Below are 23,570 nucleotides of genomic sequence, written 5' to 3' on the forward strand. Positions count from 1 at the left end.
TGCGTCCGCTGGCGGCGGCGCATAATTTGCGCACGGTATGCGTTCACGCCGTCCAGGACGACAGACCGGGTTCACGCCAAACGGACGGCGCTACCAGGAGGAGCCTCATCATGTTGCAAACCAGCGAAATCAAGCAACGCTTCACCACCATCGTGCGCACCATCGGCGACGCCGAACGGGCCTGCGACGCCGCCACCGACAGCCCGCCGCAACTGCGCGCCTACCTCCACAAGATGGCCGACGAGGCGCGCGCGGCCGACGCCATCATCCGCGGCAGCGAGCAGGCCCGCATCATCGAATGCATCGACCGCCTTGAAGACATGGGCGACGAAGCGCGCCGCATGAGCCGCTCGGACGAGCATATTTCGACGCAGCTGGAAACGGCCGTGTCGAAAGTGCACGCGGAGCTGTCGCAGCTCAAGCACCAGCTGCACTGAGCGCGTCGCTTACACCACGCCGCGTTCGCGCAGCGCCGCAATGTCGGCGGCGCTGCGCCCCAACACCTCGCTTAACACCTCATCGGTATGCTGGCCCAGCAGGGGCGGCGCCGTGTCCGCCCCCACCGGCGTGGCCGACATTTTCATGGGGCTGCGCACCAGCGTGACGGTACCCGCCGTCGGGTGGGGCAGCTCGACGGCGATGCCGCGGGCGATCACCTGCTCGTTGTCGAACACGTCGGCGATATCGTTGATGGGGCCGCACGGTACGCCCACCGCTTCGAGGCGCGCAATCCATTCTGCGCGCGGCTGGCGCGCCACCATCGCGTCGAGCAAGGGCACGAGAATAGCGCGGTGCTCGACCCGCAGGCGATTGCTGGTAAAGCGCGGGTCGGTGGCCAGTTCGGGGCAGCCGCCCGCCTCGACGAACTTGCGGTACTGGCTGTCGTTGCCGGTGGCGACGATGATGTGGCCGTCCTGGCAGGCAAAACTCTGGTAGGGCACGATGTTGGCGTGCGCATTGCCGTAGCGCTTGGGGGCCACGCCCGTGGTGTGGTAATTGCTGGCCATATTGGCCAGCATCGCCACCTGCACGTCGAGCAGGGCCATGTCGATGTGCTGGCCTTCGCCCGTGCGGTCGCGGTGGGTCAGCGCCGCCAGCACGGCGACGGTGGCGTACATGCCCGTCATCAGGTCGACGATGGCCACCCCCGCCTTTTGCGGGCCGCCACCGGGCAGCTCGTCGCGCTCGCCCGTGATCGACATGAAGCCGCCCATGCCCTGGATGAGGAAATCGTAGCCGGCGCGGTGCGCGTACGGGCCGTCCTGGCCGAAGCCCGTCACCGAACAGTAGACCAGGTCCGGCTTGAGCGCCTTCAGGGACGCGTAATCGAGACCGTAGCGGTGCAGGTGGCCCACCTTGAAGTTCTCCAGCACCACGTCGGCGTGCAGCGCCAGTTCGCGCACCAGCGCCTGGCCTTCGCTGGTGGCGATGTCGCAGGTAACGGAGCGTTTGCCGCGGTTGGCGGCCAGGTAGTACGCCGCTTCGCTGGTGTTGGCGCCGTCGGCGTCGCGCGCGTAGGGCGGCCCCCAGGCGCGCGTGTCGTCGCCGCTGCCGGGGCGTTCGATCTTGATGATGTCGGCGCCCAGGTCGGCCAGGTTTTGCGAACACCAGGGGCCGGCCAGCACGCGCGACAAATCGAGCACGCGGATGTGGCCCAGGGCCTTGGGAAGAGATGCTGTCATGGCTGAACCTTGTCGATGGCCGGCGCACTGCTGCCGCGGGCGATGTTGTTGATGTCGATGTGCTCTGGCCGCAACTGGCGCGCGATCGCCTCGAGCGCCAGTTGCGGCGCGGCTTCGCCGCACATGAACACGTCGAGGGCGGCGAAGCGCCACTCGGGCCAGGTGTGAATCGAGATGTGCGATTCGGCCAGCAGCAGCACGCCGGTGACGCCCTGTTGCGGGCCGAAGCTGTGGAAGTGGCCGTGCACGATGGTGGCGCCGGCAGCCAGCGCGGCGTGGCGCAGCAGGGCGTCGATGGATGCCGTGCAAGTGAGCAGGGCGGCATCGACGCCGTGCAGGTCGGCCAGCAGGTGCTGGCCGGTGGGGCGATGGGCTAGCGGTGGCGCGCTCACTTGTGGCCGCCGCCGCCACCGCCACTGTAACCGCCGCCACCGCCGTAGCTGCCGCCGCCGCTGCCGGAACTCCAGCTGCTGCCGCGCGCGCTGCCGCCGCTCGACGGCGCGGCGATCAGCTTGACCCAGCTGGCGCCGGTGGTGACGACGGTGACGAGCAGGGCGAACAGGAATTGTTTGCCGTTCATGGGTTCTTGGCGCCGAAAAAATGCTCGGACAGGTAGATGGCGACGATGGCGATGACGACCCAGAAGATCGTTCCCGAAAAGTTGAAAAGCAGGGGAATCGCATTCAAGCCCAGGATCCACAGGGCGAAGCGGGTGGCGCTGCCCGTCGAGGGCGGTTTTTTCGGGGCGATGGCGGCCGGCGTGTCGCCGAACCAGCTGCGCACCTGGTCGAAGGCCACCGGCGTCGAGCGCGACCAGGTCAGCTCCTCGCCGGTCAGTTCGGCCGCCAGCCGGGTCTGGCCGCTTTCGAATTCGAACACCCGCACCACGTCGCCGGCCGCCACGCGCCAGTTGAACGCGCCGGCGGCCCACTGCACCGTGGCCGGATAGTCGTACAGCTTGCGAAAGCTGACCTGGTCGATGCTGGCGCTGTCGGCCTTGACGGAGGCCCACTCGGGCCAGCTCGCCATCACGGCCGAGCGCGACCAGCCCTGGTCCGTTTCCACCAGCCAGAAAAAGCCGGCGGCCGTGTTGTAGAGCAGGTACTCGGTCCAGCCGCTGCCTTCGTCGTCGGCGCGCGTCATGGCGCCGATCAGCTGCCACGTCACCTTGCCGATGGTGGCCGTCGCGCCCAGCGCCAGGGTGGTGCGCACGCCCGTCACGTTGGCGCTCTGGGCCAGGATCTGCGCTTGCGGGGTGCTGGCGTCGAGCACCGCCTGGCAGGCCGGGCACACCAGGCTGGTGGTCACGCCGGGCAGGTAGCCGATGGCGCTGCCGCAGGACGGGCAGTCGAGCGCTTCCAGGCGGCCGCGGTAGCGGCCCGCCGTCTGGCGGATCTGCTCGTCGTCGCGCAGCAGCTGGCACTGCATCTGCTCGAGCGTGACGGCCAGGCCCTTGTACAGCACCGGGGTGTCGCCATCGGCGTAATCGAGGGTGACGAAGGCGCTGCCGTGGCGCAGGTCGGCCACCCGCGTCTGCCAGCCGGCACCCACCTTGAAGGGCAGCTCGCCCTGGCCGCCGATGCAGCTGGCGCTGCGCGTTTCGGCGGCAGTAAAACGCTCGTCGTTGATGTTGTAGTGGCGCCCCGCGACGATGTCCTCAAACGCGGGCAGGGCGCTGGTGGCGTCCATCGCCGTGGTGACCGTGTACTGGCCCGACGAATCGCCCAGCCAGCCGGTGGCGCCGTCGTCGAACAGCAGGTACCACTCGTTCCACATGCCGGCCGCGTATTTCAGCTGGATGCGCCCGACCACGCTGAAACCGCGCCCGGCCAGGGTGCCGGCGCTGCCGATCTGCAGGCGCGTGTAGTCTTCCAGCACCGCCGACATCTTGCCCAGGTCCTTGACGGCGTCGGCATCCTTCATGACGGTGGCGCGGCAGTACTCGCACACGGCCACCACGGAGGCGTGCGACTTGAACTGGACCTGGGCGCCGCAACTGGGGCAGGCGACGATTTGCATGAAGTGCGCTTAACCGATCAATTTTTTCAGCAGTTCGGCCTTGCTGCTGTCGTAGTCGGCGGCGGAGATCAGGCCCTTGTCGAGCAGGTTCTTGAGCTTGCCCAGGCGTTCTTCGATTGATTCCGCCGGGGCGGCCGGTGCGGCAGGTGCGGCGGCAGGGGCGGCGGCGGGCGCGAATGCCCCCGACAAACCCTGCGCCATCGCCTGGCCCACCGCCACCCCGGCGCCCAGGCCGGCGCCGATGCCGGCCATGCCGCCTTCGTTCTGCGCCGCCAGCGGAATGCTGCTGGCCACCTGGAAGCGGGTGAAGCCGCCCATCTTGTCGGCCGACAGGCCGCCCTTCATGCCGGCGCCGATGCGCTCGTCGAGGGCCGCCTGCAGTTCTTCCGGCAGGCTGACCGAGGCGACGTTAAATTCGTCCAGGCCCACGCCGTAGCGGGCGAAGGCGCTGGCCAGGTCGCCCTTGACCTGCTGCGCCATCAGCGCCTGGTTGGCCGCCATGTCGAGGAAGGCCACGTTGGCGCTGCCCAGCGAGCTGGCCATGGTCGAGAGCATGATGCCGCGCAGCTGGTCTTCCACCTGGTCGCGGGTGAACACCTCGCGGGTGCCGCTGATCTCGGTGAAGAAGGTGCGCGCGTCGGCCACCCGGTACGAGAACATGCCGAAGGCGCGCACGCGGATCATGTCGAAATCCTTGTCGCGGATGGTGATCGGCTGCGGCGTGCCCCATTTGCGCCCCGTCTGCACGCGCGTGCTGAAAAAGTACACGTCCGACTTGAAGGGCGAGTCGAACAATTTGTCCCAGTTTTTCAGGTTGGTCAGCAGGGGCAGGGTATTGGTGGTGAGCTTGTGGGTGCCGGGGCCGAACACGTCGGCGATGGTGCCCTCGTTGACGAACACCGCCACCTGCGACTCGCGCACGTTGAGGATGGCGCCGTTCTGGATCTCGAAATCCTGCATGGGAAAGCGCCAGGCGAGCACGCCCTCGCTCTCTTCGTTCCATTGCAGGACGTCGATGAACTGCTTCTTGATGAATGAGCCAAATGACATGGTGGTCTCCGGTGAGGACGAGGGTCAGGAAATGCAGCCGGCGTTGATCAGGCCGATCGACAGGGAAATGGCGCCCAGCAGCACGCCGAAGGCCTTGTTGTCGGCCTCGATCTGGTCCTTCGACATGTTCAGCAGGCGCGTGGCGCTCGCGTAGACGAGCACCTGCACCAGCATGGCGCCCACCGCCCAGCCCGTGAACTGGACATAGTCGGCCGTGTGCAGCAGGGCCGAGGCGATCGTCACGGCAAAGCCGACCAGCGCCCCGCCCAGCGAAAACGCGGCCGCCTGGTTGCCCTGGCGGATCAGCAGGACTTCATTGAAGGGCGTCACCCGCGTGTAAAACACGAAAAATACCACTACCATGGCAGCCGCCGTCAAAAGGTGCAACAGATAGGCTAGGATGGCGGGCATCAGGTTTCCCTTAGTTAATATAGTCAGACTGACAGGACAGGGCAATCTTAGAACAAAAGACGATTCATGACCAAACGAATTCTCATTCTCTCCGTCTTCGTGGTGGCCTCGTGCGGGCTGGCCTACGAACTCATCGCCGGCGCCCTGTCGAGCTATCTGCTGGGCGATTCGGTGCTGCAGTTTTCCACCATTATCGGCTGCTACCTGTTCGCCATGGGCGTGGGCGCCCACTTTTCCAAGTACGTGCGCGACGAGGATGTGCTGGCCCGCTTCATCGACATCGAGCTGGCCGTGGGCCTGATCGGCGGGCTGTCTGCGGCCATCCTGTTCATGACGTTCTCGTGGATGGCGGCGCCGTTTCGCACCCTGCTCTATGTGCTCGTGTTCATGGTCGGCGCCCTCGTCGGCATGGAGGTGCCGCTGGTGATGCGCGCCCTGAACGAGCGCCAGACCGCCTTCAATGAACTGGTCAGCCGCGTGCTCACTTTCGACTACCTGGGCGCGCTGGCCGTCTCGCTGCTGTTCCCGCTGGTGCTGGCGCCCCACCTGGGGCTGGTGCGCACGGGATTCCTGTTCGGCATGCTCAACGTGGCGGTCGGCTTCTGGACCCTGCACGCGTTTCGCGCCGAGCTGACCGGGGTGGCCGGGCGCGCCCTGCGCGCCGGCATCGTCATGCTGGTGCTGGTGGCCGGCTTTGCCCTGTCGGACCGGATGGTGCAGTGGGGCGAGCATGGCCTGTTCGGCGACGAGATCGTCTACGCCACCACCACGCCGTACCAACGGCTGGTGATCACCAGGTGGCGCGACGACACGCGCCTGTACATCAACGGCAACCTGCAGTTTTCCTCGCGCGACGAGTACCGCTACCACGAGGCGCTGGTGCACCCGGCGCTTGAGCGCCTGCCGTGGGCCAAGCGGGTGCTGGTGCTGGGCGGCGGCGACGGCCTGGCGCTGCGCGAGATCCTGCGCTATCCGAACATCGAGCACGTCACCGTGGTCGACCTCGATCCGGCCATGACGGCCGCATTCACCACGCGGCCCGAGCTGGCGCGGCTCAATCACGGCGCGTTTTCCGATCGGCGCGTGAGCGTCGTCAACGCCGACGCCGCCATCTGGCTGCAAAACAGCACGGCCATGTTCGACGCCGCCATCATCGATTTTCCCGACCCGTCCAGCTTCGCCCTGGGCAAGCTGTACTCGGTGCCGTTTTACGGCATGGTGAAAAAGCACGTCGCCGTCAACGGCCTGGTGGTGGTGCAATCGACCTCGCCATTTTTTGCCCCGCACGCCTACTGGACCATTGACGCCACCTTGCGCGCAGTGGGCATGAAGACCTATCCCTACCACGCCTACGTGCCCTCGTTCGGCGAGTGGGGTTTCGTGCTGGCGTCGGCGCAGCAGGATTACACGCCGCCCACCCGTTACCGCCTGCCGCTGCGCTTTCTCAACGAGGCGACCACGCGCGAGATGTTCGCCTTCCCGCCCGACATGCCCAAGCTGGAGATGGCGCCGAACCGCCTCAACACGCAGTCGCTGGTGCATGAATTCGAGCAGGACTGGCGCCAGGTGATCCGCTGATGGAACGGCGCACCTTCATCGCCGCCGGCGGCGCGGCGCTGGCGGCGGCGGCCGGCGCGGGCGTCTTTCAGCGTTGGCAGGAGATCGACGCCAGCGTGCACTATCCGGGCCGCGCTGAGGGCCACTTCCTGCGTTCGGGCGCGGCCCTGCCGGCGCCCGCCTTTGTCGTCGAGACCGACGTCGTCATCGCCGGTTCCGGCATTGCCGGCCTGGCCTGCGCCTGGCAGTTGCAGCGCGACGGCCACCGGGATGCCTTGATGATCGACGGCCCCCAGCCCTTCGGCAACGCCGCCGGCGGCCGCTTCGGCGCGCTCGAATTTCCCACCGGCGGCCACTACCTGCCGCTGCCGTCGCCCGAGTCGCGCCACGTGCGCGAGATCCTGTTCGACCTGGGCATCCTGCAAGCGGATCCGTATGGCGAAAAACCCACCTACGACGAGCGCTTCATTTTGCACGGACCGGAAGAGCGCCTGTTGTACCGGGGCGCCTGGCAGGACGGCTTCCTGCCCACCCACGGCGTCGACGCGGCCGAACTGGCCCAGCACCGGCGTTTTTTCGCCGAAGTCGAGCGCCTGCGCGCGCTGCGCGGGAGCGACGGCCGCCGCATTTTCGTGTTCCCCACCGTGCTGTCCTCGCGCGACCCGGCCTTCGACGCGCTCGATCGCATCACCCTCAAGCAGTGGCTCGACCAGCAGGGCTACACGGCGCCGACCCTGCACTGGTACCTCAATTACTGCTGCCGCGACGACTACGGCAGGCGCTACGACCAGGTGTCGGCCTGGGCCGGCCTGCATTACTACTGCAGCCGCTGGGGGCAGGCGGCCAACGCCGGCAATGGCGCCTGGCTGACCTGGCCGGGCGGGATGGCGCCGGTGGCGGCGGCGCTGGCGCAAAAATCGGCCATCGCCCGCCGCGCCGGCACGGTGGCCTCGCTGCGCCAGGCGGGCGGCGGCGTCGAGGCCCTGTGTTTCACGCTGGTCGACGGCCACCCCACCAGCTACCTGGTCAAGGCGAGAAAGGCCGTCTGCGCCATGCCGCTGATGGTGGCGGCGCGCGTGGTCGAGCACATCGGCGCGCTCGGCTTCGATGCGAAGGCGCACATGCCGGTGTACGCGCCGTGGCTGGTGGCCAATTTCCTGATGAAGGACTTTCCCGCCGAGCTGCCCGAGGCGCCGCTGGCCTGGGACAACGTGGTCTACCAGGAGCCGGGCCTGGGCTACGTGGTCTCGACCCACCAGGACATCCGCCAGGCGCCGCCGACGCAGACCGTATTTAGCGCCTACGTGGCGCTGTCGGACCGCACGCCCGCGCAGGCGCGCAAGTGGATGATGACGGCCACCCCGGCCCAGCTCGTCGAGCTGGCCAGCGCCGACCTGCAAGCGGCCTACGGCTGGAAGTTCGCCCCTTGCGTCGAACGCGTCGACATCACCTTGCGCGGGCACGCGATGGCCGCGCCGCTGCCGGGCTTTCGCAGCAATGCGGGGACGGCGGCGCTGCGCGCGCACGACGGCCCGATCGTGTTTGCGCACGCCGACCTGTCGGGCTTTTCCGTGTTCGAGGAGGCGGCCTGGTGGGGCTGCACGGCGGCCCGCAAAGTCGTCCGGCGGTGAGCGCCGGCGCGCTGCCTTGATGGCATCGGATTGGCGACTATTTAATAGTGTTTATTTAATAAAGGCAGTACAATTTGAAGGCCAAAATGGGCCTCGCCCACGGTGCCGGCGCGTGCAAGATCAGGCCTGCCGGTGCAGCACCTTTCGCGCTACCAGCGGCCGCGCGGCCGACGCGCTCCCTCGAGAAAAATTAGCCTGGAGAAGTACATGATGGATAACAGCGTGCCGGTCAACAAGGCCAGCGGTGACAAAACCATGGCAATCCTGGTGCACATCGGGGCGATTTTCTTCAGCTGGCTCGCGCCGCTGGTGGTGTACCTGATCAAGAAGGGCGATGCCGATACTTTTACGACCGACAACGCCAGAGAAGCGCTGAATTTTCAGATCACCGTGCTGATCATGTATTTTGTCTGCTTCATTTTGTCCTTCGTGCTGATCGGCCTGTTCCTGTTCTGGATCGTCGCGCTGGCCAACCTGATTCTCAGTATCGTTGCCGCCGTCAAGGCCAGCAATGGCGTCGTCTACAGCTATCCGATGACGATTCGCCTGATCAAGTAAGACGCCGGCGCGGCCCGCGGCCGCGCCTGCCTTATACTCTGAGCACAAGCCCGCAGACCCCCTCGGGCAATATGGAGACAGCATGTTCAATCACATCATGATCGGCACGAACGACATCGACCGCTCGCAACGTTTTTACGACGCCGTGCTCGGCATCCTCGGTGGCGGCGCGCCCGTGCGCAACGTGGCCGCCTCGGGCCACACCCGCTTGTTCTACCGCCACGCGGGCAACAGCTTCGCCGTCAGCGAACCGATCAACGATGAAGTGGCGACCAGTTCGAACGGCTCGACCATCGGCTTCAAGTGCGACTCGCCCGAGCAGGTGCAGCTGTTTCACGCCACCGCGCTCGCCAATGGCGGCCAGACCTGCGAAGAGCCGCCCGGCCTGCGCGAAGGCGCCATGGGCGCCCTGCACCTGGCCTATGTGCGCGACCCGGATGGCCACAAGCTGTGCGCGCTGTACCGCGTCAAGTAAGCCGGTAAGTCTAGGCCAGCGCCAGCGCTCAGGGCGACAGGGCGGCGTTGAACAGCGAGCGCTCGCGGTCGATCAGCGCATCGCTGGCCGCCTGGTCCAGCCCCATCGCCTCGAGCACGAAGGCCGATAACTGCAAGCTTGCCTCGAGCGTTTCCGGCACCACCAGCGTGGCGCCGGCGGCCTTGAGCAGGCGCGCCTGCTGTTCGTCGCGCGCCCGCGCAAACAGGGGCACGTCGGGGAATTCGCGGCGGATGCCCTGCACCGCCTGCAGCGACGATTGCGGGTGGTCCATCGTCAGCACGATGGCGCGCGCCTGGCCCGCCTGCACGCGGCGCAGCAGTTCGGCGCGGGCGGCGTCGCCGAAGTGAACGGGATGGCCCTGTTTGCGCAGGGCCGCCACCAGCACGGCATCGGCCTCGAAGGCGAGGTAGGGCAGGTGCTGCGTCGCCAGCAATTTCCCCAGCATCTGTCCGACCCTGCCGTAACCGGCGATGATGACGTGACCGCCCGCGTGCGGCGCCGGGCCATCGACCTGTACGGCGGCGCCCTGCTGGCGCAGGGTGCTGGCGTCGCCGATGTTTTTGCCCAGGCGCGCCAGCAGCGGCGTGATGAACAGGCTGAGCGTTACCACCAGCATCACCTGCTGCTCGAGCGCGCCGTCGATCAGGTGGCCGGCCAGCGCGTAGCCGACCGCGATGAAGGCGAATTCGCCGCCCTGGGCCAGCAGCAGGCCGCCTTCGACGGCGCGCCCCCACGGCAGGCCGCCGCGCCGCAACACGACGCTGGTGACGGCGGTCTTGAGCGTCACCAGCGTGAGCAGCATGGCCGCCAGCAGCAGGGGCGCGCGGGCGATCTGGCTGACGTCGGTGCCCATGCCGACGGTCATGAAGAACAAGCCCATCAACAGACCCCGGAACGGCTCGATCATCAGTTCGATCTCGTGCTTGAACTCGGTTTCGGCCAGCAGCACGCCGGCGATCAGGGCGCCCAGCGCCATCGACAGGCCGGCGGCGGCGCTGATGCCGGCAATGCCCAGCGTCGTCAGCAGGATCAGCGCCATGAAGACGTCGCTCTGGTGGTGGCGCACCAGGTTGCGAAACAGGGGCCGCACGATGCGCCCGCCCACCAGGTAGATCAGGGCGATGGCCAGGCCCGCCTTGGCGATGGTGGTGGCGGCCAGCATGGCGGGATTGCCGTCACCGCTGCCGCTGAGCACGCCAATCAGGATCAGCAAGGGCACCACCGCCAGGTCTTGCAGCATCAGGATGGCAAAGGCGGCCTGGCCCAGGGTGCTGGTGGTGGTCTGGCGCGCCGCCATCAATTGCATCACCACGGCGGTCGAGGACAGCGACAGCACCAGCCCCAGCACGACAGCGGCGCGCCAGCCCAGCCCGAACAGGGCCAGCGCCCCGCCCAGCAGGGCCGCGCTGACGAGCACCTGGGCGGTGCCGCCACCGAACACCCAGCGCCGCATGGCCCACAGGCGCGCCGCCGACAATTCGAGGCCGATCATGAACATCAGGAACAGCACGCCCAGTTCGGCCAGCACATTGACCCCGTCGAGGCGGGGGAACGTGAAATACGCCAGCGTGGGATAGCGCTCGGCCAGCAGGCCCAGGCCGAACGGCCCGACCACGGCGCCGACCGCCAGGAAACCGAGCACCTGGTTGATGCGCAGGCGCTGCAGCAGGGGCATCAAGATGCCCGCCAGCGTCAGAAACAGCAGGATTTCGCGCAAGAAGGGGAAAGCGTGGTCTTGCACTGGGAATCCCGGACAGTCAATGATTGCTGCATTTTAACGCTGCGCGGGGCCACCGCCGATTATGCTGGCGCTTTGCATGCATCACTGGCAATCTTTGCCGTACGAGCAACACAACAGGAGAATCGCATGGCCAAGGGATTGCGCTTGACGCAGACGTGGATGGAACGGGGCTTGTGGCTGGTGGCGCTGGTGTTCGCGGCCTTCTTGATCGGGCTGGGCGGCAAGGTGGTGGAAAACCTGTGGCAGGTCCAGGCGCCGCCATCGATGGAAAGTTTTATCGAACCGGGCCAGTGGGCCGCCGTGCAGGGCGCCATCGAGCGGGCCGACAAGCGCCGCGCGGCGGCCGGGGAGGCGCTGGAGCAGGCGCAGCAGCAGCACAAGGTGGCCGCCTCGAATACCGCCAGCGCCCAGGCCAGCCTGCAGAACTGGCTGGCCACCCGGCGCGCCACCGAGCGGGCCGACCGGGACCCCGAACTGCTCGCCCGCACCCGCAGTATCGACCAGCTCAAGGGCACCGAGCGCGCCGCGCTGGCGGTGGTGCAGGCGCAGGAACAGGCGCAACTGGACGCCCGCCAGGCCGGCGCGCGCGCCACGGACGACGCCCAGCGCTTGCGCGAGGCCGCCGCCGAGCGTTACGAGGTGGTCGCGCAACGGCACGAAACGCGGGTGTTCCTGTACCGCCTGGCGGTGACCTTGCCGCTGCTGCTGCTCGCTGGCTGGCTGTTCGCCAGGAAGCGCAAGAACGCCTACTGGCCGTTCGTGTGGGGCTTCATTTTCTTCGCCGTGTTTGCTTTTTTTGTCGAGCTGGTGCCGTATCTGCCCAGCTATGGCGGCTACGTGCGTTACATCGTCGGCATTATCGTGACGGCGCTGGCGGGGCGCTACGCCATCAAGTCGCTGCAAGCCTACCTCGCGCGCCAGAAGCTGGTCGAGGCGCTGCCCGAAGAGCAGCGGCGCGAGACGCTCAGCTACGACACGGCGATGGCACGGCTGGCAAAGAATATCTGTCCTGGCTGCGAACGCAGCGTTGACTTGAAGGACGGCAAGACCGATTTCTGCCCCCATTGCGGCATCGGCCTGTTCGACCGCTGTGGACACTGCGCAGCGCGCAAGAGTGCGTTTGCGCGCTATTGCTTCGCCTGCGGCACACCGGCCAGCCTCAGCCAGGGCGGCTGAGGCGTCAGTCGCGAGGGGAGACTCAGTCCTTCAGCTCGGCCGGGACCTTGCCGCCGTTGGCGGCGAGCTTGTTCATGACCTGGCGGTGCAGCCAGATGTTCATGCTGGCCGAATCGTTGGTGTCGCCCGTGTAGTGCAGCTCCTGCGCCAGTTCCTTGCGCGATTGCAGGCTGCTGTCGAGGCCGACCAGCTTGAGCAGGTCGACGATCGAGGTGCGCCAGTTCAGCGCGGCCGCGCCCGGCATATTGTTGAGGATCGCGGCGACATCGACTTCGGCGATGGGCGCCGGCGCACTTGCCGGTGCAGCGGTGGTGGCCGGGGCCGGGGCCGCCGTCGGTGCTGGCGCTGCCGGGGCCGCGCCCGTGTTGGCAGGGTGCGAGGATGGGAAGATTTTATGGAAAATGTTGCTCAGAATGCCCATGATGGTATGCCTTATTGTGGTTAGTGGGGTGGGGTGGTATCGGTAAGACGGTGGAAAACGCGCTTAGTTGCGGCGCATGCCTTGCGCCATGTGGCCCAGGGCGATGGCCAGCGCGGCGCCGCCCAGGCCCTTGACCAGTTGCGGGTGCTGCGCATAGAACGCGCCCATGCGGTCGACGATGCCGGGATTGTCCTGCTCGGCCTGCGCGGCGATGTCCTGCACCTGTTGGGGCGACAACTGCGAGGCCTGCTCGGGGGTGATCTGCGGCGCCGCTGGCGCCTGGCGGTCGCCGCCCAGGATATTGCCCAGTACGCCGCCGGCCAGCGAGGCCAGCACGCCCGGGCCTATGCTGCCGATTAATTGATTGAGCATGCCCGCCTGCTGGCCGGAATTGCTGTTGCCAAACAGATTGCCCAGCATTTGCGGGAAGGGCGGGGTGTCGTCGGAGCGGAACGCCTGGCTCACGCCCTGGGCCAACTGCTCGCTGGGGGCGCTGGCGGCGACGCGGTCGAAGTCGTCGACGGCCTGGTCGGGGGTGGCGGGATTGTTGCTGGCGTATTGTTGCAGCAGATTGCCCAGATCAAAACTCATGTCAGCCTCCAGAAGTGTGTGGGTGGCGCGCGTGGCGCCGGGGAAGCCAAGAGTAGGGGCGCCGGCCGTCCCTCTCTGTTCGGTACTGCACCGTGGGACGGCGAAAGATGATGGTTGATGCCTGACTGGTAAGATCAGGCCTTTGCCGGGGGGGCTGCGATGGAATATCTATTACTGCTGTACGCGCTGGCCAGCGTGGTCTGCTTCGTGATGTACGCGATCGACAAGCGGGCGGCCGGCGCCGGGCGGCGCCGCATTTCCGAGCGCGCCCTGCTGTGGACGGGGCTGGCCTTCGGCTGGCCGGGCGCCTTGCTGGCCCAGCGCTGGCTGCGCCACAAGAGCAGCAAGGCCTCCTTCCTGTGGCTGTTCTGGGCCACCGTGCTGCTCAATGTGACGATCGTGGCGGCCCTGGTTTACCTGACCCTGTATGTGAACGAGCATGTGGTCATATCCTAAAATGGTGGCGCACCGGGGCGGCGGCCGCCTGGCGCCCGAAAACACCATCGCCGGCTTTGCCTGCGGCCTGGCGCACGGCTTTCGCGCCGTCGAATTCGACGTCATGCTCGCGCGCGACGGCGTGCCGGTGGTACTGCACGACCCGTACCTGGGCCGCACCGTGGCCGGCGCCGGCCACGTGTTCGACTACGACGCCGCCGAGTTGAGGCAGATGGATGCGGGCAGCTGGTTCGGGGCCCGCTTCGCCGGCGAGCGCGTGCCCCTGTTCACCGAGGTGGCCGCGTTCTGCCAGGCCCATGGCCTGTGGATGAACATCGAGATCAAGCCGGCACCCGGCTTCGAGGCGATCACGGGCGCGGTGGTGGCGGCAGCGGCGGCGGCGGCGCTGGGCGAGGTCGGCGTGGCGCCCTTGTTGTCCTCGTTTAGCGAACCGGCGCTGGCGGCGGCGCAGGACAGCGCGCCCGGCCTGGCGCGCGCGCTGCTGTTCGACGCCGTGCCGACCGACTGGCAGGCGCGCGCCGGTCGGCTCGGCGCGGTCGCCATCCACTGCAACCACCGGCGCCTGGACGGGGCCACCGCGGCGGCGATCAAGGGTGCCGGCTTTGGCCTGTTGTGCTACACCGTCAACAGCGCGGCGCGCGCACGGCGCCTGTTCGCGATGGGCGTGGACGCCGTGTGCACCGACCGCATCGACCTGCTCGGGCCCGACTTCGCCTGAGCCGGCGCCCTCGCCCTGGGCTATAATCGCTGTTTTAAAGCATGCCGCTTTCACCGCCCAACTGTTCGCCAAACCCCATGAAATCATCTGAAATCCGCGACAAATTCCTCGGCTTCTTCGCTTCCAAAGGCCACACGATCGTCCGTTCGAGCCCACTGGTGCCGGGCAACGACCCGACCATGCTGCTCACCAACAGCGGCATGGTGCAGTTCAAGGACGTGTTCATCGGCACCGACAGCCGGCCCTACACGCGCGCCACCTCGGTGCAGCGCTGCGTGCGCGCCGGCGGCAAGCACAACGACCTGGAAAACGTCGGCTACACGGCGCGTCACCACACCTTCTTTGAAATGCTGGGCAACTTCAGCTTCGGCGATTACTTCAAGCGCGACGCCATTCACTACGCCTGGGAGCTGTTGACCAAGGTGTATGGCCTGCCGGCCGACAAGCTCACCGTCACCGTGTATTTCGAGGACGACGAAGCCTACGACATCTGGGCCACGGAAATCGGCGTGCCCGTCGAGCGCATCATCCGCATCGGCGACAACAAGGGATCGCGCTACGCATCCGACAATTTCTGGCAGATGGCCGACGTCGGCCCGTGCGGCCCCTGCACCGAGATTTTCTACGATCACGGCGCCGACATTCCCGGCGGCCCACCGGGCTCGCCCGACGAAGACGGCGACCGCTTCATCGAAATCTGGAACCTGGTGTTCATGCAGTTCTACCGCGACGAAGCGGGCGTGATGAACAAGCTGCCCAAGCCGTGCGTCGACACCGGCATGGGCCTCGAGCGCCTGGCCGCCGTGCTCCAGCACGTGCACAGCAACTACGAAATCGACCTGTTCCAGGCCCTGATCGCCGCCGCCGCCCGCGAAACCGGCGCCACTGACCTGGAAAGCAAATCGCTGCGCGTGATCGCCGACCATATCCGCGCGGCCGCCTTCCTGATCGTCGACGGCATCATTCCCGGCCCCGAAGGCCACGGCTACGTCCTGCGCCGCATCATCCGCCGCGCCCTGCGCCACGGCCACATGCTGGGCCAGAGCAAACCGTTCTTCTACAAGCTCGTCGACGACCTCGACCTCCAGATGGGCAGCGCCTATCCGGAACTGACGGACGCAAAACAGCGCGTCATCCAGACCATCCGCCAGGAAGAAGAGCGCTTTGGCGAAACGCTGGAACACGGCATGAAGATCCTCGAGGCGCAGTTGGCCAAGGACAGCAAGAATCTCGACGGCGCCACCGCCTTCACCCTGTACGACACCTACGGTTTCCCGCTCGACCTCACCGCCGACATCTGCCGTGAACGGGGCGTGACGATCGACGAGGCGGGCTTTGCCGCCGCGATGGAGCAGCAAAAGAAAACCGCGCGCGCCGCCGGCAAGTTCAAGATGGCCGCCAGCGTCGAGTATTCCGGCGCCAAGACCCGCTTCATCGGCTACGACGCGCTGGCGCACCAGGCCACCGTCATCGCCCTGTACGCCGACGGCGTTGCCGTGCCCAAGCTGCACGCGGGCCAGGGCGGCATCGTGGTGCTCGACACCACCCCGTTCTACGCCGAGTCGGGCGGCCAGGTGGGCGACCAGGGCAGCTTGCGCGCCGCCGGCGGCCTGTTTGAAGTCGAAGACACGCTCAAGGTGCAGGCCGATGTGTTCGGCCACCACGGCGTGCTGGTCGACGGCGTGCTGCGCGTGGGCGACCATGTCGATGCGCGGGTCGATGAGGACAAGCGCGGCCGCACCATCCGCAATCACTCGGCCACCCACCTGATGCACAAGGCGCTGCGCGAAGTGCTGGGCAGCCACGTGGCGCAAAAGGGTTCGCTGGTCGACGCCGACAAGACCCGTTTCGACTTCAGCCACAACGCCCCTGTCACGCAGGAGCAGATCGCCCAGGTCGAAACCATCGTCAACCGCGAGATCTTGCAGAACCACGCCACCCAGGCGCATAACATGTCGTTCGACGACGCCGTCAAGCATGGCGCGATGGCGCTGTTCGGCGAAAAATACGGCGACGAAGTGCGCGTGCTCGACATCGGCTCCTCGAAGGAATTGTGCGGTGGCGTCCACGTCGTCCGCACGGGCGACATCGGCCTGTTCAAGATCATCGCCGAAGGCGGCGTCGCCGCCGGCATCCGCCGTCTCGAGGCGGTGACGGGAGAAGGCGCGCTGGCGCTGGTGCAGAACCTCAATCGGCGCCTGCAGGAAGCGGCTGGCGCCCTCAAGACCAATCCGGAGGAGCTGACCGCGCGCATCGGCCAGGTGCAGGAGCAGGTCAAGTCGCTCGAGAAGGAACTGGCGGCGCTCAAGTCGAAGCTGGCGGCGGGGCAGGGCGATGAACTGCTCACGCAGGCCGTCGACGTCAACGGCATCAAGGTTCTGGCGGCCACGCTCGACGGCGCCGACGTCGCCACCTTGCGCGAGACCATGGACAAGCTCAAGGACAAGCTGAAAACCGCGGCGATCGTGCTTGCCAGCGTCACCGACGGCAAAGTGAGCCTGATCGCCGGCGTGACGGCGGACGCCACCGCCAGGGTCAAGGCGGGCGAACTGGTCAACTTCGTTGCGCAGCAGGTGGGCGGCAAGGGTGGCGGCCGGCCCGATATGGCGCAGGCGGGCGGCACCGACCCGAGCGGCCTGGCAGCGGCCCTGGCCGCAGTGGCGGGCTGGGTGCAGCAGCGGGTGTAATACCGGCCTGCATGGTGTGATTATCCGATGGCGCCCCGCTTGACAAGCGGGGCGTTTTTTTTACGAGCGCGTTCACTGTTCAATCGGGGCATTGCCCGGTGCAGCGTTCAGGAAAATTTCTGTGTCGTCCTTGCCGAAATGGCGGGGCGATCAGATAGTTCGCGTACGGCTCCTCGGGATATTTAGTTAGCCAGCCAGACGACAGTGGTGTTCATGCTGCCAAATCGGTCGGCGCCGATTACCAGCAGGCGGTTGCCGACCTTCACCACGGATTGTACGCTGACCGCTGGTGCAATTCGGGCCAGCAGCGTCGGCTCGATGGCTGCCAACGGGCCAGAGCCGGCGGTTTCGAAAAGCGTCGTGAAGCTGCTGTCGCTTCTGCCTTCAGGCCATAGTTGACCACTTTGAAGTATGCTGGCAAACAATTGTCCGGATTCGCGGCCATACACGCCGAACGTCCCGCCGATCGGCAGCAGCCACGGTGCTTGCAGCTTGCTCGATTGGAGCGTGGCGCCTGGCAGAAGAACTGGGTTACCGTTGCCGTCGAGGCGTGCAGCCCCGATGCCGCTCATGTCTGAACAACTCATCGCCAGTCCCTGCGTCAAGGCGACAGTGTTCAGAAACCGGCATGTGTCGAAGCTAATGCCCATAACCTGGTCGGTAATGCTGGCGCCCGTGCTGGTATTGATCATCGCCAGACGCCAGCTGGGCTGCAGATTGCTGGCATGCCACGAAAATGCGAGCCGGGCGCCGTCGAGCGCCATGTTCAATCTGGACATGTCGAACGCAGCCGGCGCGGTGACGGCAATCGCCGTTCCGAGAGGCAGGCCATTTGCGTCGAAATGTTGCGCCGCGAGCGAGCGCCTGGAGATCTGACCGTCCCAGGTGGCGCGCAGCCAGCCGATCCAGATCCCGGTGCTGTCGGTGGCAAGCCTGTAGCTGGTGCGGTCGGTGTCGTAGCCGAGCTGCACATCGTTGAACACTGGTACGGCTTGCCGCACAATTCGCTGGCCGGTGGCATCCAGGCTCACCATCGACAGTTGCTGGTCGCTGGTATGTGCAAATATTCTTAGTTCGTTGCCGACACGGATTGCATGCGGCTCCCAAAAGAAATCTGTGCCGGGGAACAATTCCGTGCGCTCATAGGCGCGCGCGGCGACGACTTTTCCGAGCGGATCGAGCTGCGCTACCGCCAAGCCCTGGTTGGAGGGTTGGTTTGGAATCTGGCCGATCGCGACAGCCGTAGTGTCAAAGGAAACGACGTCACCGACATATTGCAGGGGCGACCCGGAGAGTGAGGATCCGGCAGGAGACACAGCCACCACCGTGTCCAAATGGCCCAGCCCTTCCGTCAGTCCGTCCCAATTCTCCAGGATCTCCGTGGCAACCCGGTTCGGTAAACCGGCGGTGTTGTTTGGCGCTTCTATTCGGCTCTTCACGATACCGATGCCCGGCGCGTACCAAGTGCTCTGCCTGGCCTCGTAGATTGGCGAGTCGGTAGCAGTTTTGCTGTATTTGACGCGGACGTGAAAATTCATATTGACCCGGACGGCCTTCACCTGCCGCCGGTTCGGCAGATCAACGAGTTCTTCACCCATCACAGTGCTGTACACGGCAACATCGAGAGCTTCATTGACCTTGTCGCCATCGAAGTCCCTGCCACTGTCCGCTATACGCTTATCAAGACTGACATATTGATCGTTGATCCTGACGGGCGAGCGCAATTCGACTAGATCGACGGCCTGCGCAGGGAGGTTCGCAGCGAGCATCAACAGGTTTGTTGAAATGTAAGCGCCACCTTCGAAGCGGACCGGGTTACTTTCCCCCACATCGTTGAACGGAAGGCTGCCGATTTCGGTAACCGCGCTGCCATTGGCTACCTGAGTGACGGTGTTTGTATAGTAATTGAAGTCTGTTGCCGATTCGCCAGCGGGCTTATCGACCCCGTGGTAGGTCCAGCGCGCGCCGGCACGCATCACGCGCAGGGGTGCCGCATTGGCGTACAGCACGGCGCCGAGCGCAGGCGCTGCAGGCACCAGACCGCTGGTGACCGGGGCGGCGGGCTGTATCGGTACCGGGCTTGGCACGGGTGCCTGCGCCGGTATGCTTGCACTACCTCCACCGCCGCCGCCCCCACCGCATCCGCCAAGCGTCGTCGCCATCAGCGCTACCAACCAAAACCGCTTTGAAACCATGTGCTCCCCACTAAGAAATAAATTGCCTGGGAGTACTTTACGTTATGCAAAGCTTGGCAGACAAGCTCAATATTATAAATAGCAACAAAATAGGCCCAGGTCGTGTGAACGTGCCCTGAAAATCTTATCTTCGCAGCGTGTCAGCTTCTGAGCCAGGCTGTGTCAGTAAGGTCCTGAAATTCGCCGGCGACGTCTTCAGCAATGTCCCCGCATCTTCGGTGCAAGCCGGACCGCTGGTATTGAATGCGCATGAATGCCCCATTAAATTTCTATTTTCCAATAATGCAACATTGTCCGTACACTACCTTGGCCAAGGATGGTGTTCGACCAGCCAAAACCGGTCTTTGGCCTGATCTGTGCGTGCTTGCTGCCGTACTGGCCTGTCAATAATCTGTCGGCTGATGCGCACCCATCTCGACGCCGCAGGCGACTCGCGATCCGCGACAAGCTTTTGACGTGCCAACCCAGGACCCCAACTTCATGCCTTATGTGCGCCAGACGATGAACCGCCTGTTTCCGGGATTGCTGCTTGCGATGGCATGCAATGCAGCCGGTGCCGTAGCAAGCCCCCGACAGCTGCAAGACGCGTGCAAGCCAGACAGCGCGCCGGGCACGGCGCTACACGGCGTACAGGTGCGCAAAATCGACGCGGCTTCCAGGGACCTGCCTTACTATGAGGCGCGCTCGGACGAGACCGGCAGCAGCGTCCGCATTTATCATGATCCCGTGTTGGACAACGCCGCCGCATCGAAGGCGGCGTGCCTGATGGGCGTGCTGGATCTGCTGTCGAAAGCGCTTGCGCATCTGCGCTGACGGCTTCGTCGGTCGGAAAGGCGCTGCGGGCTTTGGTGACTTTTCGCAGGCGCATATCAAGCGATTCGATTGCGTTCGTGGTGTGGATCACCTTGCGGATCTCCGGCGGGTAGTCGAAGAAAGGTATGACGCGGGCCCAGTTGCGGCGCCAGGACTGGCTTAGCGGGGCGCTGGTCAACCATGCGGGTATTACCGGCCGCATTGGTGTGTTCATGAACACCGACCCCGCCATCATTGAACAGGTGTTTCGCATCAATGTGCCTGGCACGATGCATTGATCCCGCGCCGCCGTGGCCGCATTGCGCCAGTGCGCGACCGGCGGTGTCATCGTCAACTTGTCTTTGGTCGCCGCGCTCACCGGCAGCCCCGGCGACTACGTGCACCATGCAGCGAGCAAAGCGGCGGTTGAGGCGTTTACGCCGGGCTTGGCGCGCGAACTGGCGACCGAAGGCATTCGCGTGTGCGGCGTATCGCCCGAATAGACGCGCACCGGTATCCATGCGACAGCCGGCAAGCCGGAACGGCCTGCACGGATGCGCTTTGATGACTGCGAACAAGGCTTCAAAAATAAATGTATAAGCGCTTATATAAGCCGCGTATGATCTAACCATGAAACAAGGACTGGGAACCCAATTGCGCCACCTCATCGACCTGCTCGATGGCGATGTGGCTGCTGCCTACGACGAAGCAGGGCTGGCCTACCGGCCCCGCTACACCCCCGTGATGCGCGTGCTGGGCGAACATGGCAGCGCCTCGATCGGTGAAGTCGCCGCGTTTGCCGGCATCACCCAGCCGGCCGCCACCCAGACGGTGGCGCTGATGCGCAAAGAGGGCCTGGTGGCGATCGTCAGGGGACGCGACGCGCGCCAGCGCCTCGTCACGCTCAGCGCGCAAGGCCAGGCCCTGCTGCCGCAGTTGCAGGTGTGCTGGGCCGCCACCGCGCGCGCCGCCGCCAGCCTCGACGCCGAGCTTGCCTTTCCCCTGTCGCAGTGCCTGGCCGAGGCCATCGCCGCGCTGCAGGCGACACCGTACATCGAGCGCATCCGCGCCGCCCGCATCAATCACCACAAGGAGCCATCATGAGTCGCGTATCGCTGGACGAATTGCCCGCCGCGCCGAATTTGCCGAGCCTGTCCACCTCGCGCGCCCGCCGCATATTCTTTTCGGCGCCCGTGCGCATCGTGCTCGGCGTGCTCGCGATCGGGCTCACCGCCGCCCTCGGCTATGCGGCCATCAAGGCCATCGCGCCGCTGCCGGCACAGCGCCTGGTGTGGCCGCACCTGCTCATGAGCGCGCTGTTGTTACTGGTCTACGTGGGCTTCGTCAAGGCGATGGAGCGGCGCCCGCTCACCGAACTGGCCCGCGGCGGCGCGCCGGCCGAATTCGGCGTCGGCGTGTGGCTGGGCGCGGGGGCCGTCAGCGCCGCCATGGCGCTGCTGGCCGCCAGCGGTGGCTACCGCATCGTCGCCTTCCATCCGTGGACGGTGGGAATCGCTTCGGCGCTGGCCGAGATGCTGTTTGTGGGCCTGTTCGAGGAAATCTTATTTCGCGCGCTGATCTTCCGCATCGTCGAGCGCTCGCTGGGCAGCGTGCCCGCGCTGCTGCTGTCGGCCGTGCTGTTTGCGCTGGCGCACCTGGGCGAGGGCATCAACGCGCTGGGCCTGGTCAACACGGCGCTGGCCGGCCTGATGTTCAGCGCCGCCTGGATGCTCACGCGGCGCCTGTGGCTGTGCGTGGGCATTCACGCCGCCTGGAACTTCACGCTGGGGTCGATTTTTTCCATCGTCGTCTCGGGCCACCCCGCCAAGGGACTCATCGGCGGCGAACTGTCCGGCCCCGACTGGCTCACCGGCGGCGCCTACGGCCTCGAAGCGTCGGTGGTGACGGCACTGGTGATTGGCGCACTGTTCATGGGCCTGTTCTGGCGGGCGAGGGCGGCCGGCCAGGTGCTGCCGGCGCGCTGGGGCCAGCGCGCAATACAGTAAATTGCTACCGTAAAGTTTTCATTTTGGATATGCTCGTTGTGGTTTTGCAACGAGTGTGGTTTATTTTGGTGCGCTGCGTCATAATCGGCGAATAGGAGTAGTATGGGTGCATGACTCCCGTAACCAACCAAGCGAACCAATCGATGAGCACTGCCACTTTCGACAACGACGTCACGGCCTACCAAAAAGAGCTCGACGCCCGCGGCCTGAACTGTCCCCTGCCGATTCTGAAGGCCAAAAAGGCCCTCGCCGAGATGCAGACGGGCGAAGTGCTGCGCATCGTCGCCACCGATTCCGGCTCTGTCCGTGACTTCCAGGCGTTTGCCAAACAGACCGGCAATGCCTTACTTGCTCACAGTCAAAATGGTCTCGAGTTCACCTTTTTGATGCGCCGTAAGTAAGTGCTGCTTACATTGCATCTATTTGGTGCAATGCTCCCGGGGCAGGTCGCCGACCTGTCGCCGGCGAATTTCAGCATCCACGCCCCGCTTTAGGGGTTTTCTTCTAGCCTAAAATCGCACGATCGTGCTTTAATTTCGTCCTGACGGCGTTTTTCTCTTATAATCTACGCCACTCGTCAGTCAACGAAATCCCATTTTCAAAAAAGGTCTCCCATGAAAGTCCTGGTCCCCGTCAAGCGTGTGGTCGACTATAACGTCAAGGTCCGCGTCAAATCCGATGGCAGCGGCGTCGAAACCGCCAACGTCAAAATGTCGATGAACCCGTTCGACGAGATCGCGCTCGAAGAAGCGATGCGCTTGAAGGAAGCGGGCAAGGTCACGGAAGTGATCGCAGTGACCTGCGGCGTGACCCAGGCCCAGGAAACCTTGCGTACCGGCATGGCCATCGGCGCCGACCGCGCCATCCTGGTCGAAACCACCCCGGACCTGGAGCCGCTGGCCGTTGCCAAGCTGCTCAAGGCGGTGGCCGACAAGGAACAGCCGCAATTGATCATCCTGGGCAAGCAAGCCATCGATGACGACTCCAACCAGGTGGGCCAGATGCTGGCAGCCTTGCTGGGCTGGCCACAGGCGACGTTTGCCTCGAAAGTCGTGCTCGAAGGCGACACCGTCACCGTCACCCGCGAAGTCGACGGCGGCCTGGAAACGCTGGCGCTGACCCTGCCGGCCATCGTCACCACCGACCTGCGCCTGAACGAGCCCCGCTACGTTACTTTGCCGAACATCATGAAGGCGAAGAAGAAGCAGCTCGACATCCTCAAGCCGGAAGAACTCGGCGTCGATGTGACGCCCCGCCTGACCACGCTCAAAGTGGTCGAGCCGGCCAAGCGTTCGGCCGGTATCAAGGTGGCCGATGCGGCCACCCTGGTCGCCAAGCTGCGTACCGAAGCCAAAGTCATCTAATTAAAATTCTAGAACAGGG

General features: G+C 65.5%; 26 protein-coding genes and 1 pseudogene. 16 read left to right on the top strand and 11 right to left on the bottom strand.

Annotation, left to right across the window (positions count from 1 at the left end):
- Window positions 1–110 precede the first annotated feature (110 nt).
- Window positions 111–437: a hypothetical protein gene (locus tag ACP7EY_RS18060; protein ID WP_426196034.1), complete on the top strand. Its 327-nt coding sequence runs from the start codon at window positions 111–113 to the stop codon at window positions 435–437.
- Between the two features lie 9 nt (window positions 438–446).
- Here ACP7EY_RS18060 and ACP7EY_RS18065 read toward each other — a convergent pair whose 3' ends face one another.
- From ACP7EY_RS18065 to ACP7EY_RS18090, 6 genes are read right to left on the bottom strand one after another with little or no spacing between them, the layout of a single operon-like run.
- Window positions 447–1,682 carry a CaiB/BaiF CoA transferase family protein gene (locus ACP7EY_RS18065; RefSeq protein WP_426196036.1) on the bottom strand — a complete coding sequence of 412 codons (1,236 nt, stop codon included), beginning with the start codon at window positions 1,680–1,682 and terminating at the stop codon, window positions 447–449.
- Window positions 1,679–2,074 carry an adenosylmethionine decarboxylase gene (gene speD / locus ACP7EY_RS18070; RefSeq protein ID WP_426196038.1) on the bottom strand — a complete coding sequence of 132 codons (396 nt, stop codon included), beginning with the start codon at window positions 2,072–2,074 and terminating at the stop codon, window positions 1,679–1,681. Before speD ends, ACP7EY_RS18065 begins: the two co-directional genes overlap by 4 nt.
- Window positions 2,071–2,262, bottom strand: a complete 192-nt coding sequence (locus ACP7EY_RS18075) for a hypothetical protein (protein ID WP_426196040.1) — start codon at window positions 2,260–2,262, stop codon at window positions 2,071–2,073. The genes speD and ACP7EY_RS18075 overlap by 4 nt, the downstream gene beginning before the upstream one ends.
- A complete protein-coding gene (locus ACP7EY_RS18080; RefSeq protein WP_426196042.1) occupies window positions 2,259–3,701 on the bottom strand; it encodes a DUF4178 domain-containing protein in 1,443 nt (480 codons plus the stop codon). Before ACP7EY_RS18080 ends, ACP7EY_RS18075 begins: the two co-directional genes overlap by 4 nt.
- A 9-nt stretch (window positions 3,702–3,710) precedes the next feature.
- On the bottom strand, window positions 3,711–4,751 hold the full coding sequence (locus tag ACP7EY_RS18085) for an SPFH domain-containing protein (protein ID WP_426196044.1): 1,041 nt from the start codon (window positions 4,749–4,751) through the stop codon (window positions 3,711–3,713).
- A 24-nt stretch (window positions 4,752–4,775) separates the two neighbouring features.
- Window positions 4,776–5,162, bottom strand: a complete 387-nt coding sequence (locus tag ACP7EY_RS18090) for a DUF350 domain-containing protein (RefSeq protein ID WP_426196046.1) — start codon at window positions 5,160–5,162, stop codon at window positions 4,776–4,778.
- A gap of 66 nt (window positions 5,163–5,228) precedes the next feature.
- Between ACP7EY_RS18090 and ACP7EY_RS18095 the strand changes: the two genes are divergently transcribed.
- The 4 genes from ACP7EY_RS18095 to ACP7EY_RS18110 all read left to right on the top strand — a co-directional run bounded on the left by ACP7EY_RS18095 (window position 5,229) and on the right by ACP7EY_RS18110 (window position 9,383).
- The gene (locus tag ACP7EY_RS18095; protein ID WP_426196048.1) at window positions 5,229–6,740 is read left to right on the top strand and encodes a polyamine aminopropyltransferase; all 1,512 of its coding nucleotides are present in this window, start codon (window positions 5,229–5,231) and stop codon (window positions 6,738–6,740) included.
- Window positions 6,740–8,350: an FAD-dependent oxidoreductase gene (locus tag ACP7EY_RS18100; RefSeq protein WP_426196050.1), complete on the top strand. Its 1,611-nt coding sequence runs from the start codon at window positions 6,740–6,742 to the stop codon at window positions 8,348–8,350. The genes ACP7EY_RS18095 and ACP7EY_RS18100 overlap by 1 nt, the downstream gene beginning before the upstream one ends.
- Before the next feature lie 207 nt (window positions 8,351–8,557).
- The gene (locus tag ACP7EY_RS18105; RefSeq protein WP_426196051.1) at window positions 8,558–8,908 is read left to right on the top strand and encodes a DUF4870 domain-containing protein; all 351 of its coding nucleotides are present in this window, start codon (window positions 8,558–8,560) and stop codon (window positions 8,906–8,908) included.
- An 82-nt stretch (window positions 8,909–8,990) separates the two neighbouring features.
- On the top strand, window positions 8,991–9,383 hold the full coding sequence (locus tag ACP7EY_RS18110; RefSeq protein WP_426196053.1) for a VOC family protein: 393 nt from the start codon (window positions 8,991–8,993) through the stop codon (window positions 9,381–9,383).
- A gap of 28 nt (window positions 9,384–9,411) precedes the next feature.
- Here the strand turns inward: ACP7EY_RS18110 and ACP7EY_RS18115 are convergent, their stop codons facing one another.
- Complete coding sequence (locus tag ACP7EY_RS18115; RefSeq protein WP_426196055.1) at window positions 9,412–11,145, bottom strand: cation:proton antiporter; 1,734 nt, start codon at window positions 11,143–11,145, stop codon at window positions 9,412–9,414.
- A gap of 126 nt (window positions 11,146–11,271) precedes the next feature.
- Between ACP7EY_RS18115 and ACP7EY_RS18120 the strand changes: the two genes are divergently transcribed.
- The gene (locus ACP7EY_RS18120; RefSeq protein ID WP_426196057.1) at window positions 11,272–12,321 is read left to right on the top strand and encodes a serine endopeptidase; all 1,050 of its coding nucleotides are present in this window, start codon (window positions 11,272–11,274) and stop codon (window positions 12,319–12,321) included.
- Window positions 12,322–12,343: 22 nt separating this feature from the next.
- Here ACP7EY_RS18120 and ACP7EY_RS18125 read toward each other — a convergent pair whose 3' ends face one another.
- Both ACP7EY_RS18125 and ACP7EY_RS18130 read right to left on the bottom strand, forming a co-directional pair.
- The gene (locus ACP7EY_RS18125; protein ID WP_426196059.1) at window positions 12,344–12,742 is read right to left on the bottom strand and encodes a DUF3597 domain-containing protein; all 399 of its coding nucleotides are present in this window, start codon (window positions 12,740–12,742) and stop codon (window positions 12,344–12,346) included.
- 63 nt (window positions 12,743–12,805) lie between these two features.
- Window positions 12,806–13,333: a hypothetical protein gene (locus ACP7EY_RS18130; protein ID WP_426196061.1), complete on the bottom strand. Its 528-nt coding sequence runs from the start codon at window positions 13,331–13,333 to the stop codon at window positions 12,806–12,808.
- A 159-nt stretch (window positions 13,334–13,492) separates the two neighbouring features.
- On the opposite strand from ACP7EY_RS18130, the gene ACP7EY_RS18135 reads away from it, so the two are divergent.
- The 3 genes from ACP7EY_RS18135 to alaS all read left to right on the top strand — a co-directional run bounded on the left by ACP7EY_RS18135 (window position 13,493) and on the right by alaS (window position 17,194).
- Entirely contained in the window at window positions 13,493–13,789 is a 297-nt protein-coding gene (locus ACP7EY_RS18135; protein ID WP_426196063.1) for a DUF1294 domain-containing protein, read from the top strand.
- Window positions 13,773–14,507, top strand: coding sequence for a glycerophosphodiester phosphodiesterase (gene ugpQ, locus ACP7EY_RS18140; protein ID WP_426196065.1), 735 nt, complete (start codon window positions 13,773–13,775; stop codon window positions 14,505–14,507). The genes ACP7EY_RS18135 and ugpQ overlap by 17 nt, the downstream gene beginning before the upstream one ends.
- A gap of 77 nt (window positions 14,508–14,584) precedes the next feature.
- Complete coding sequence (gene alaS / locus ACP7EY_RS18145) at window positions 14,585–17,194, top strand: alanine--tRNA ligase (RefSeq protein ID WP_426196067.1); 2,610 nt, start codon at window positions 14,585–14,587, stop codon at window positions 17,192–17,194.
- Between the two features lie 182 nt (window positions 17,195–17,376).
- Here alaS and ACP7EY_RS18150 read toward each other — a convergent pair whose 3' ends face one another.
- On the bottom strand, window positions 17,377–19,389 hold the full coding sequence (locus ACP7EY_RS18150; protein ID WP_426196069.1) for a hypothetical protein: 2,013 nt from the start codon (window positions 19,387–19,389) through the stop codon (window positions 17,377–17,379).
- A gap of 480 nt (window positions 19,390–19,869) precedes the next feature.
- Between ACP7EY_RS18150 and ACP7EY_RS18155 the strand changes: the two genes are divergently transcribed.
- On the top strand, window positions 19,870–20,202 hold the full coding sequence (locus ACP7EY_RS18155; protein ID WP_426196164.1) for a hypothetical protein: 333 nt from the start codon (window positions 19,870–19,872) through the stop codon (window positions 20,200–20,202).
- Here ACP7EY_RS18155 and ACP7EY_RS18160 read toward each other — a convergent pair.
- Window positions 20,201–20,368: pseudogene (locus ACP7EY_RS18160) on the bottom strand (transposase); the annotation flags it as partial. The gene ACP7EY_RS18155 and the pseudogene ACP7EY_RS18160 sit on opposite strands and share 2 nt — an antisense overlap.
- Between ACP7EY_RS18160 and ACP7EY_RS18165 the strand changes: the two are divergent.
- The 6 genes from ACP7EY_RS18165 (at window position 20,328) to ACP7EY_RS18190 (ending at window position 23,551) form a co-directional block, all read left to right on the top strand.
- Window positions 20,328–20,480: a hypothetical protein gene (locus ACP7EY_RS18165; protein WP_426196166.1), complete on the top strand. Its 153-nt coding sequence runs from the start codon at window positions 20,328–20,330 to the stop codon at window positions 20,478–20,480. The pseudogene ACP7EY_RS18160 and the gene ACP7EY_RS18165 overlap by 41 nt on opposite strands.
- Window positions 20,481–20,492: 12 nt before the next feature.
- On the top strand, window positions 20,493–20,684 hold the full coding sequence (locus ACP7EY_RS18170) for an SDR family oxidoreductase (RefSeq protein ID WP_426196071.1): 192 nt from the start codon (window positions 20,493–20,495) through the stop codon (window positions 20,682–20,684).
- Window positions 20,685–20,811: 127 nt separating this feature from the next.
- Entirely contained in the window at window positions 20,812–21,285 is a 474-nt protein-coding gene (locus ACP7EY_RS18175) for a MarR family winged helix-turn-helix transcriptional regulator (protein ID WP_426196073.1), read from the top strand.
- Entirely contained in the window at window positions 21,282–22,187 is a 906-nt protein-coding gene (locus tag ACP7EY_RS18180) for a CPBP family intramembrane glutamic endopeptidase (protein ID WP_426196074.1), read from the top strand. Before ACP7EY_RS18175 ends, ACP7EY_RS18180 begins: the two co-directional genes overlap by 4 nt.
- A 143-nt stretch (window positions 22,188–22,330) precedes the next feature.
- A complete protein-coding gene (locus ACP7EY_RS18185) occupies window positions 22,331–22,588 on the top strand; it encodes a sulfurtransferase TusA family protein (protein ID WP_426196076.1) in 258 nt (85 codons plus the stop codon).
- 213 nt (window positions 22,589–22,801) lie between these two features.
- Window positions 22,802–23,551, top strand: coding sequence for an electron transfer flavoprotein subunit beta/FixA family protein (locus ACP7EY_RS18190; protein WP_426196078.1), 750 nt, complete (start codon window positions 22,802–22,804; stop codon window positions 23,549–23,551).
- Window positions 23,552–23,570 lie beyond the last annotated feature (19 nt).

Origin of the sequence: Massilia sp. DWR3-1-1, assembly GCF_049898325.1 — a bacterium.
Classification (GTDB): domain Bacteria; phylum Pseudomonadota; class Gammaproteobacteria; order Burkholderiales; family Burkholderiaceae_D; genus JAFCUW01.

Coding starts and splice junctions, on each gene's coding strand:
- ACP7EY_RS18100 (WP_426196050.1), top strand. CDS start 6,740: ATGGAACGGCGCACCTTCATCGCCGCCGGCGGCGCGGCGCTGGCGGCG.
- ACP7EY_RS18130 (WP_426196061.1), bottom strand. CDS start 13,333: ATGAGTTTTGATCTGGGCAATCTGCTGCAACAATACGCCAGCAACAAT.
- ACP7EY_RS18125 (WP_426196059.1), bottom strand. CDS start 12,742: ATGGGCATTCTGAGCAACATTTTCCATAAAATCTTCCCATCCTCGCAC.
- ACP7EY_RS18120 (WP_426196057.1), top strand. CDS start 11,272: ATGGCCAAGGGATTGCGCTTGACGCAGACGTGGATGGAACGGGGCTTG.
- ACP7EY_RS18165 (WP_426196166.1), top strand. CDS start 20,328: ATGACGCGGGCCCAGTTGCGGCGCCAGGACTGGCTTAGCGGGGCGCTG.
- ACP7EY_RS18180 (WP_426196074.1), top strand. CDS start 21,282: ATGAGTCGCGTATCGCTGGACGAATTGCCCGCCGCGCCGAATTTGCCG.
- ACP7EY_RS18085 (WP_426196044.1), bottom strand. CDS start 4,751: ATGTCATTTGGCTCATTCATCAAGAAGCAGTTCATCGACGTCCTGCAA.
- ACP7EY_RS18105 (WP_426196051.1), top strand. CDS start 8,558: ATGATGGATAACAGCGTGCCGGTCAACAAGGCCAGCGGTGACAAAACC.
- ACP7EY_RS18135 (WP_426196063.1), top strand. CDS start 13,493: ATGGAATATCTATTACTGCTGTACGCGCTGGCCAGCGTGGTCTGCTTC.
- ACP7EY_RS18090 (WP_426196046.1), bottom strand. CDS start 5,162: ATGCCCGCCATCCTAGCCTATCTGTTGCACCTTTTGACGGCGGCTGCC.
- ACP7EY_RS18185 (WP_426196076.1), top strand. CDS start 22,331: ATGAGCACTGCCACTTTCGACAACGACGTCACGGCCTACCAAAAAGAG.
- ACP7EY_RS18150 (WP_426196069.1), bottom strand. CDS start 19,389: ATGGTTTCAAAGCGGTTTTGGTTGGTAGCGCTGATGGCGACGACGCTT.
- ACP7EY_RS18075 (WP_426196040.1), bottom strand. CDS start 2,262: ATGAACGGCAAACAATTCCTGTTCGCCCTGCTCGTCACCGTCGTCACC.
- ACP7EY_RS18155 (WP_426196164.1), top strand. CDS start 19,870: ATGCCTTATGTGCGCCAGACGATGAACCGCCTGTTTCCGGGATTGCTG.
- ACP7EY_RS18065 (WP_426196036.1), bottom strand. CDS start 1,682: ATGACAGCATCTCTTCCCAAGGCCCTGGGCCACATCCGCGTGCTCGAT.
- ACP7EY_RS18060 (WP_426196034.1), top strand. CDS start 111: ATGTTGCAAACCAGCGAAATCAAGCAACGCTTCACCACCATCGTGCGC.
- ACP7EY_RS18095 (WP_426196048.1), top strand. CDS start 5,229: ATGACCAAACGAATTCTCATTCTCTCCGTCTTCGTGGTGGCCTCGTGC.
- ACP7EY_RS18190 (WP_426196078.1), top strand. CDS start 22,802: ATGAAAGTCCTGGTCCCCGTCAAGCGTGTGGTCGACTATAACGTCAAG.
- alaS (WP_426196067.1), top strand. CDS start 14,585: ATGAAATCATCTGAAATCCGCGACAAATTCCTCGGCTTCTTCGCTTCC.
- ACP7EY_RS18110 (WP_426196053.1), top strand. CDS start 8,991: ATGTTCAATCACATCATGATCGGCACGAACGACATCGACCGCTCGCAA.
- ACP7EY_RS18080 (WP_426196042.1), bottom strand. CDS start 3,701: ATGCAAATCGTCGCCTGCCCCAGTTGCGGCGCCCAGGTCCAGTTCAAG.
- ugpQ (WP_426196065.1), top strand. CDS start 13,773: ATGTGGTCATATCCTAAAATGGTGGCGCACCGGGGCGGCGGCCGCCTG.
- ACP7EY_RS18175 (WP_426196073.1), top strand. CDS start 20,812: ATGAAACAAGGACTGGGAACCCAATTGCGCCACCTCATCGACCTGCTC.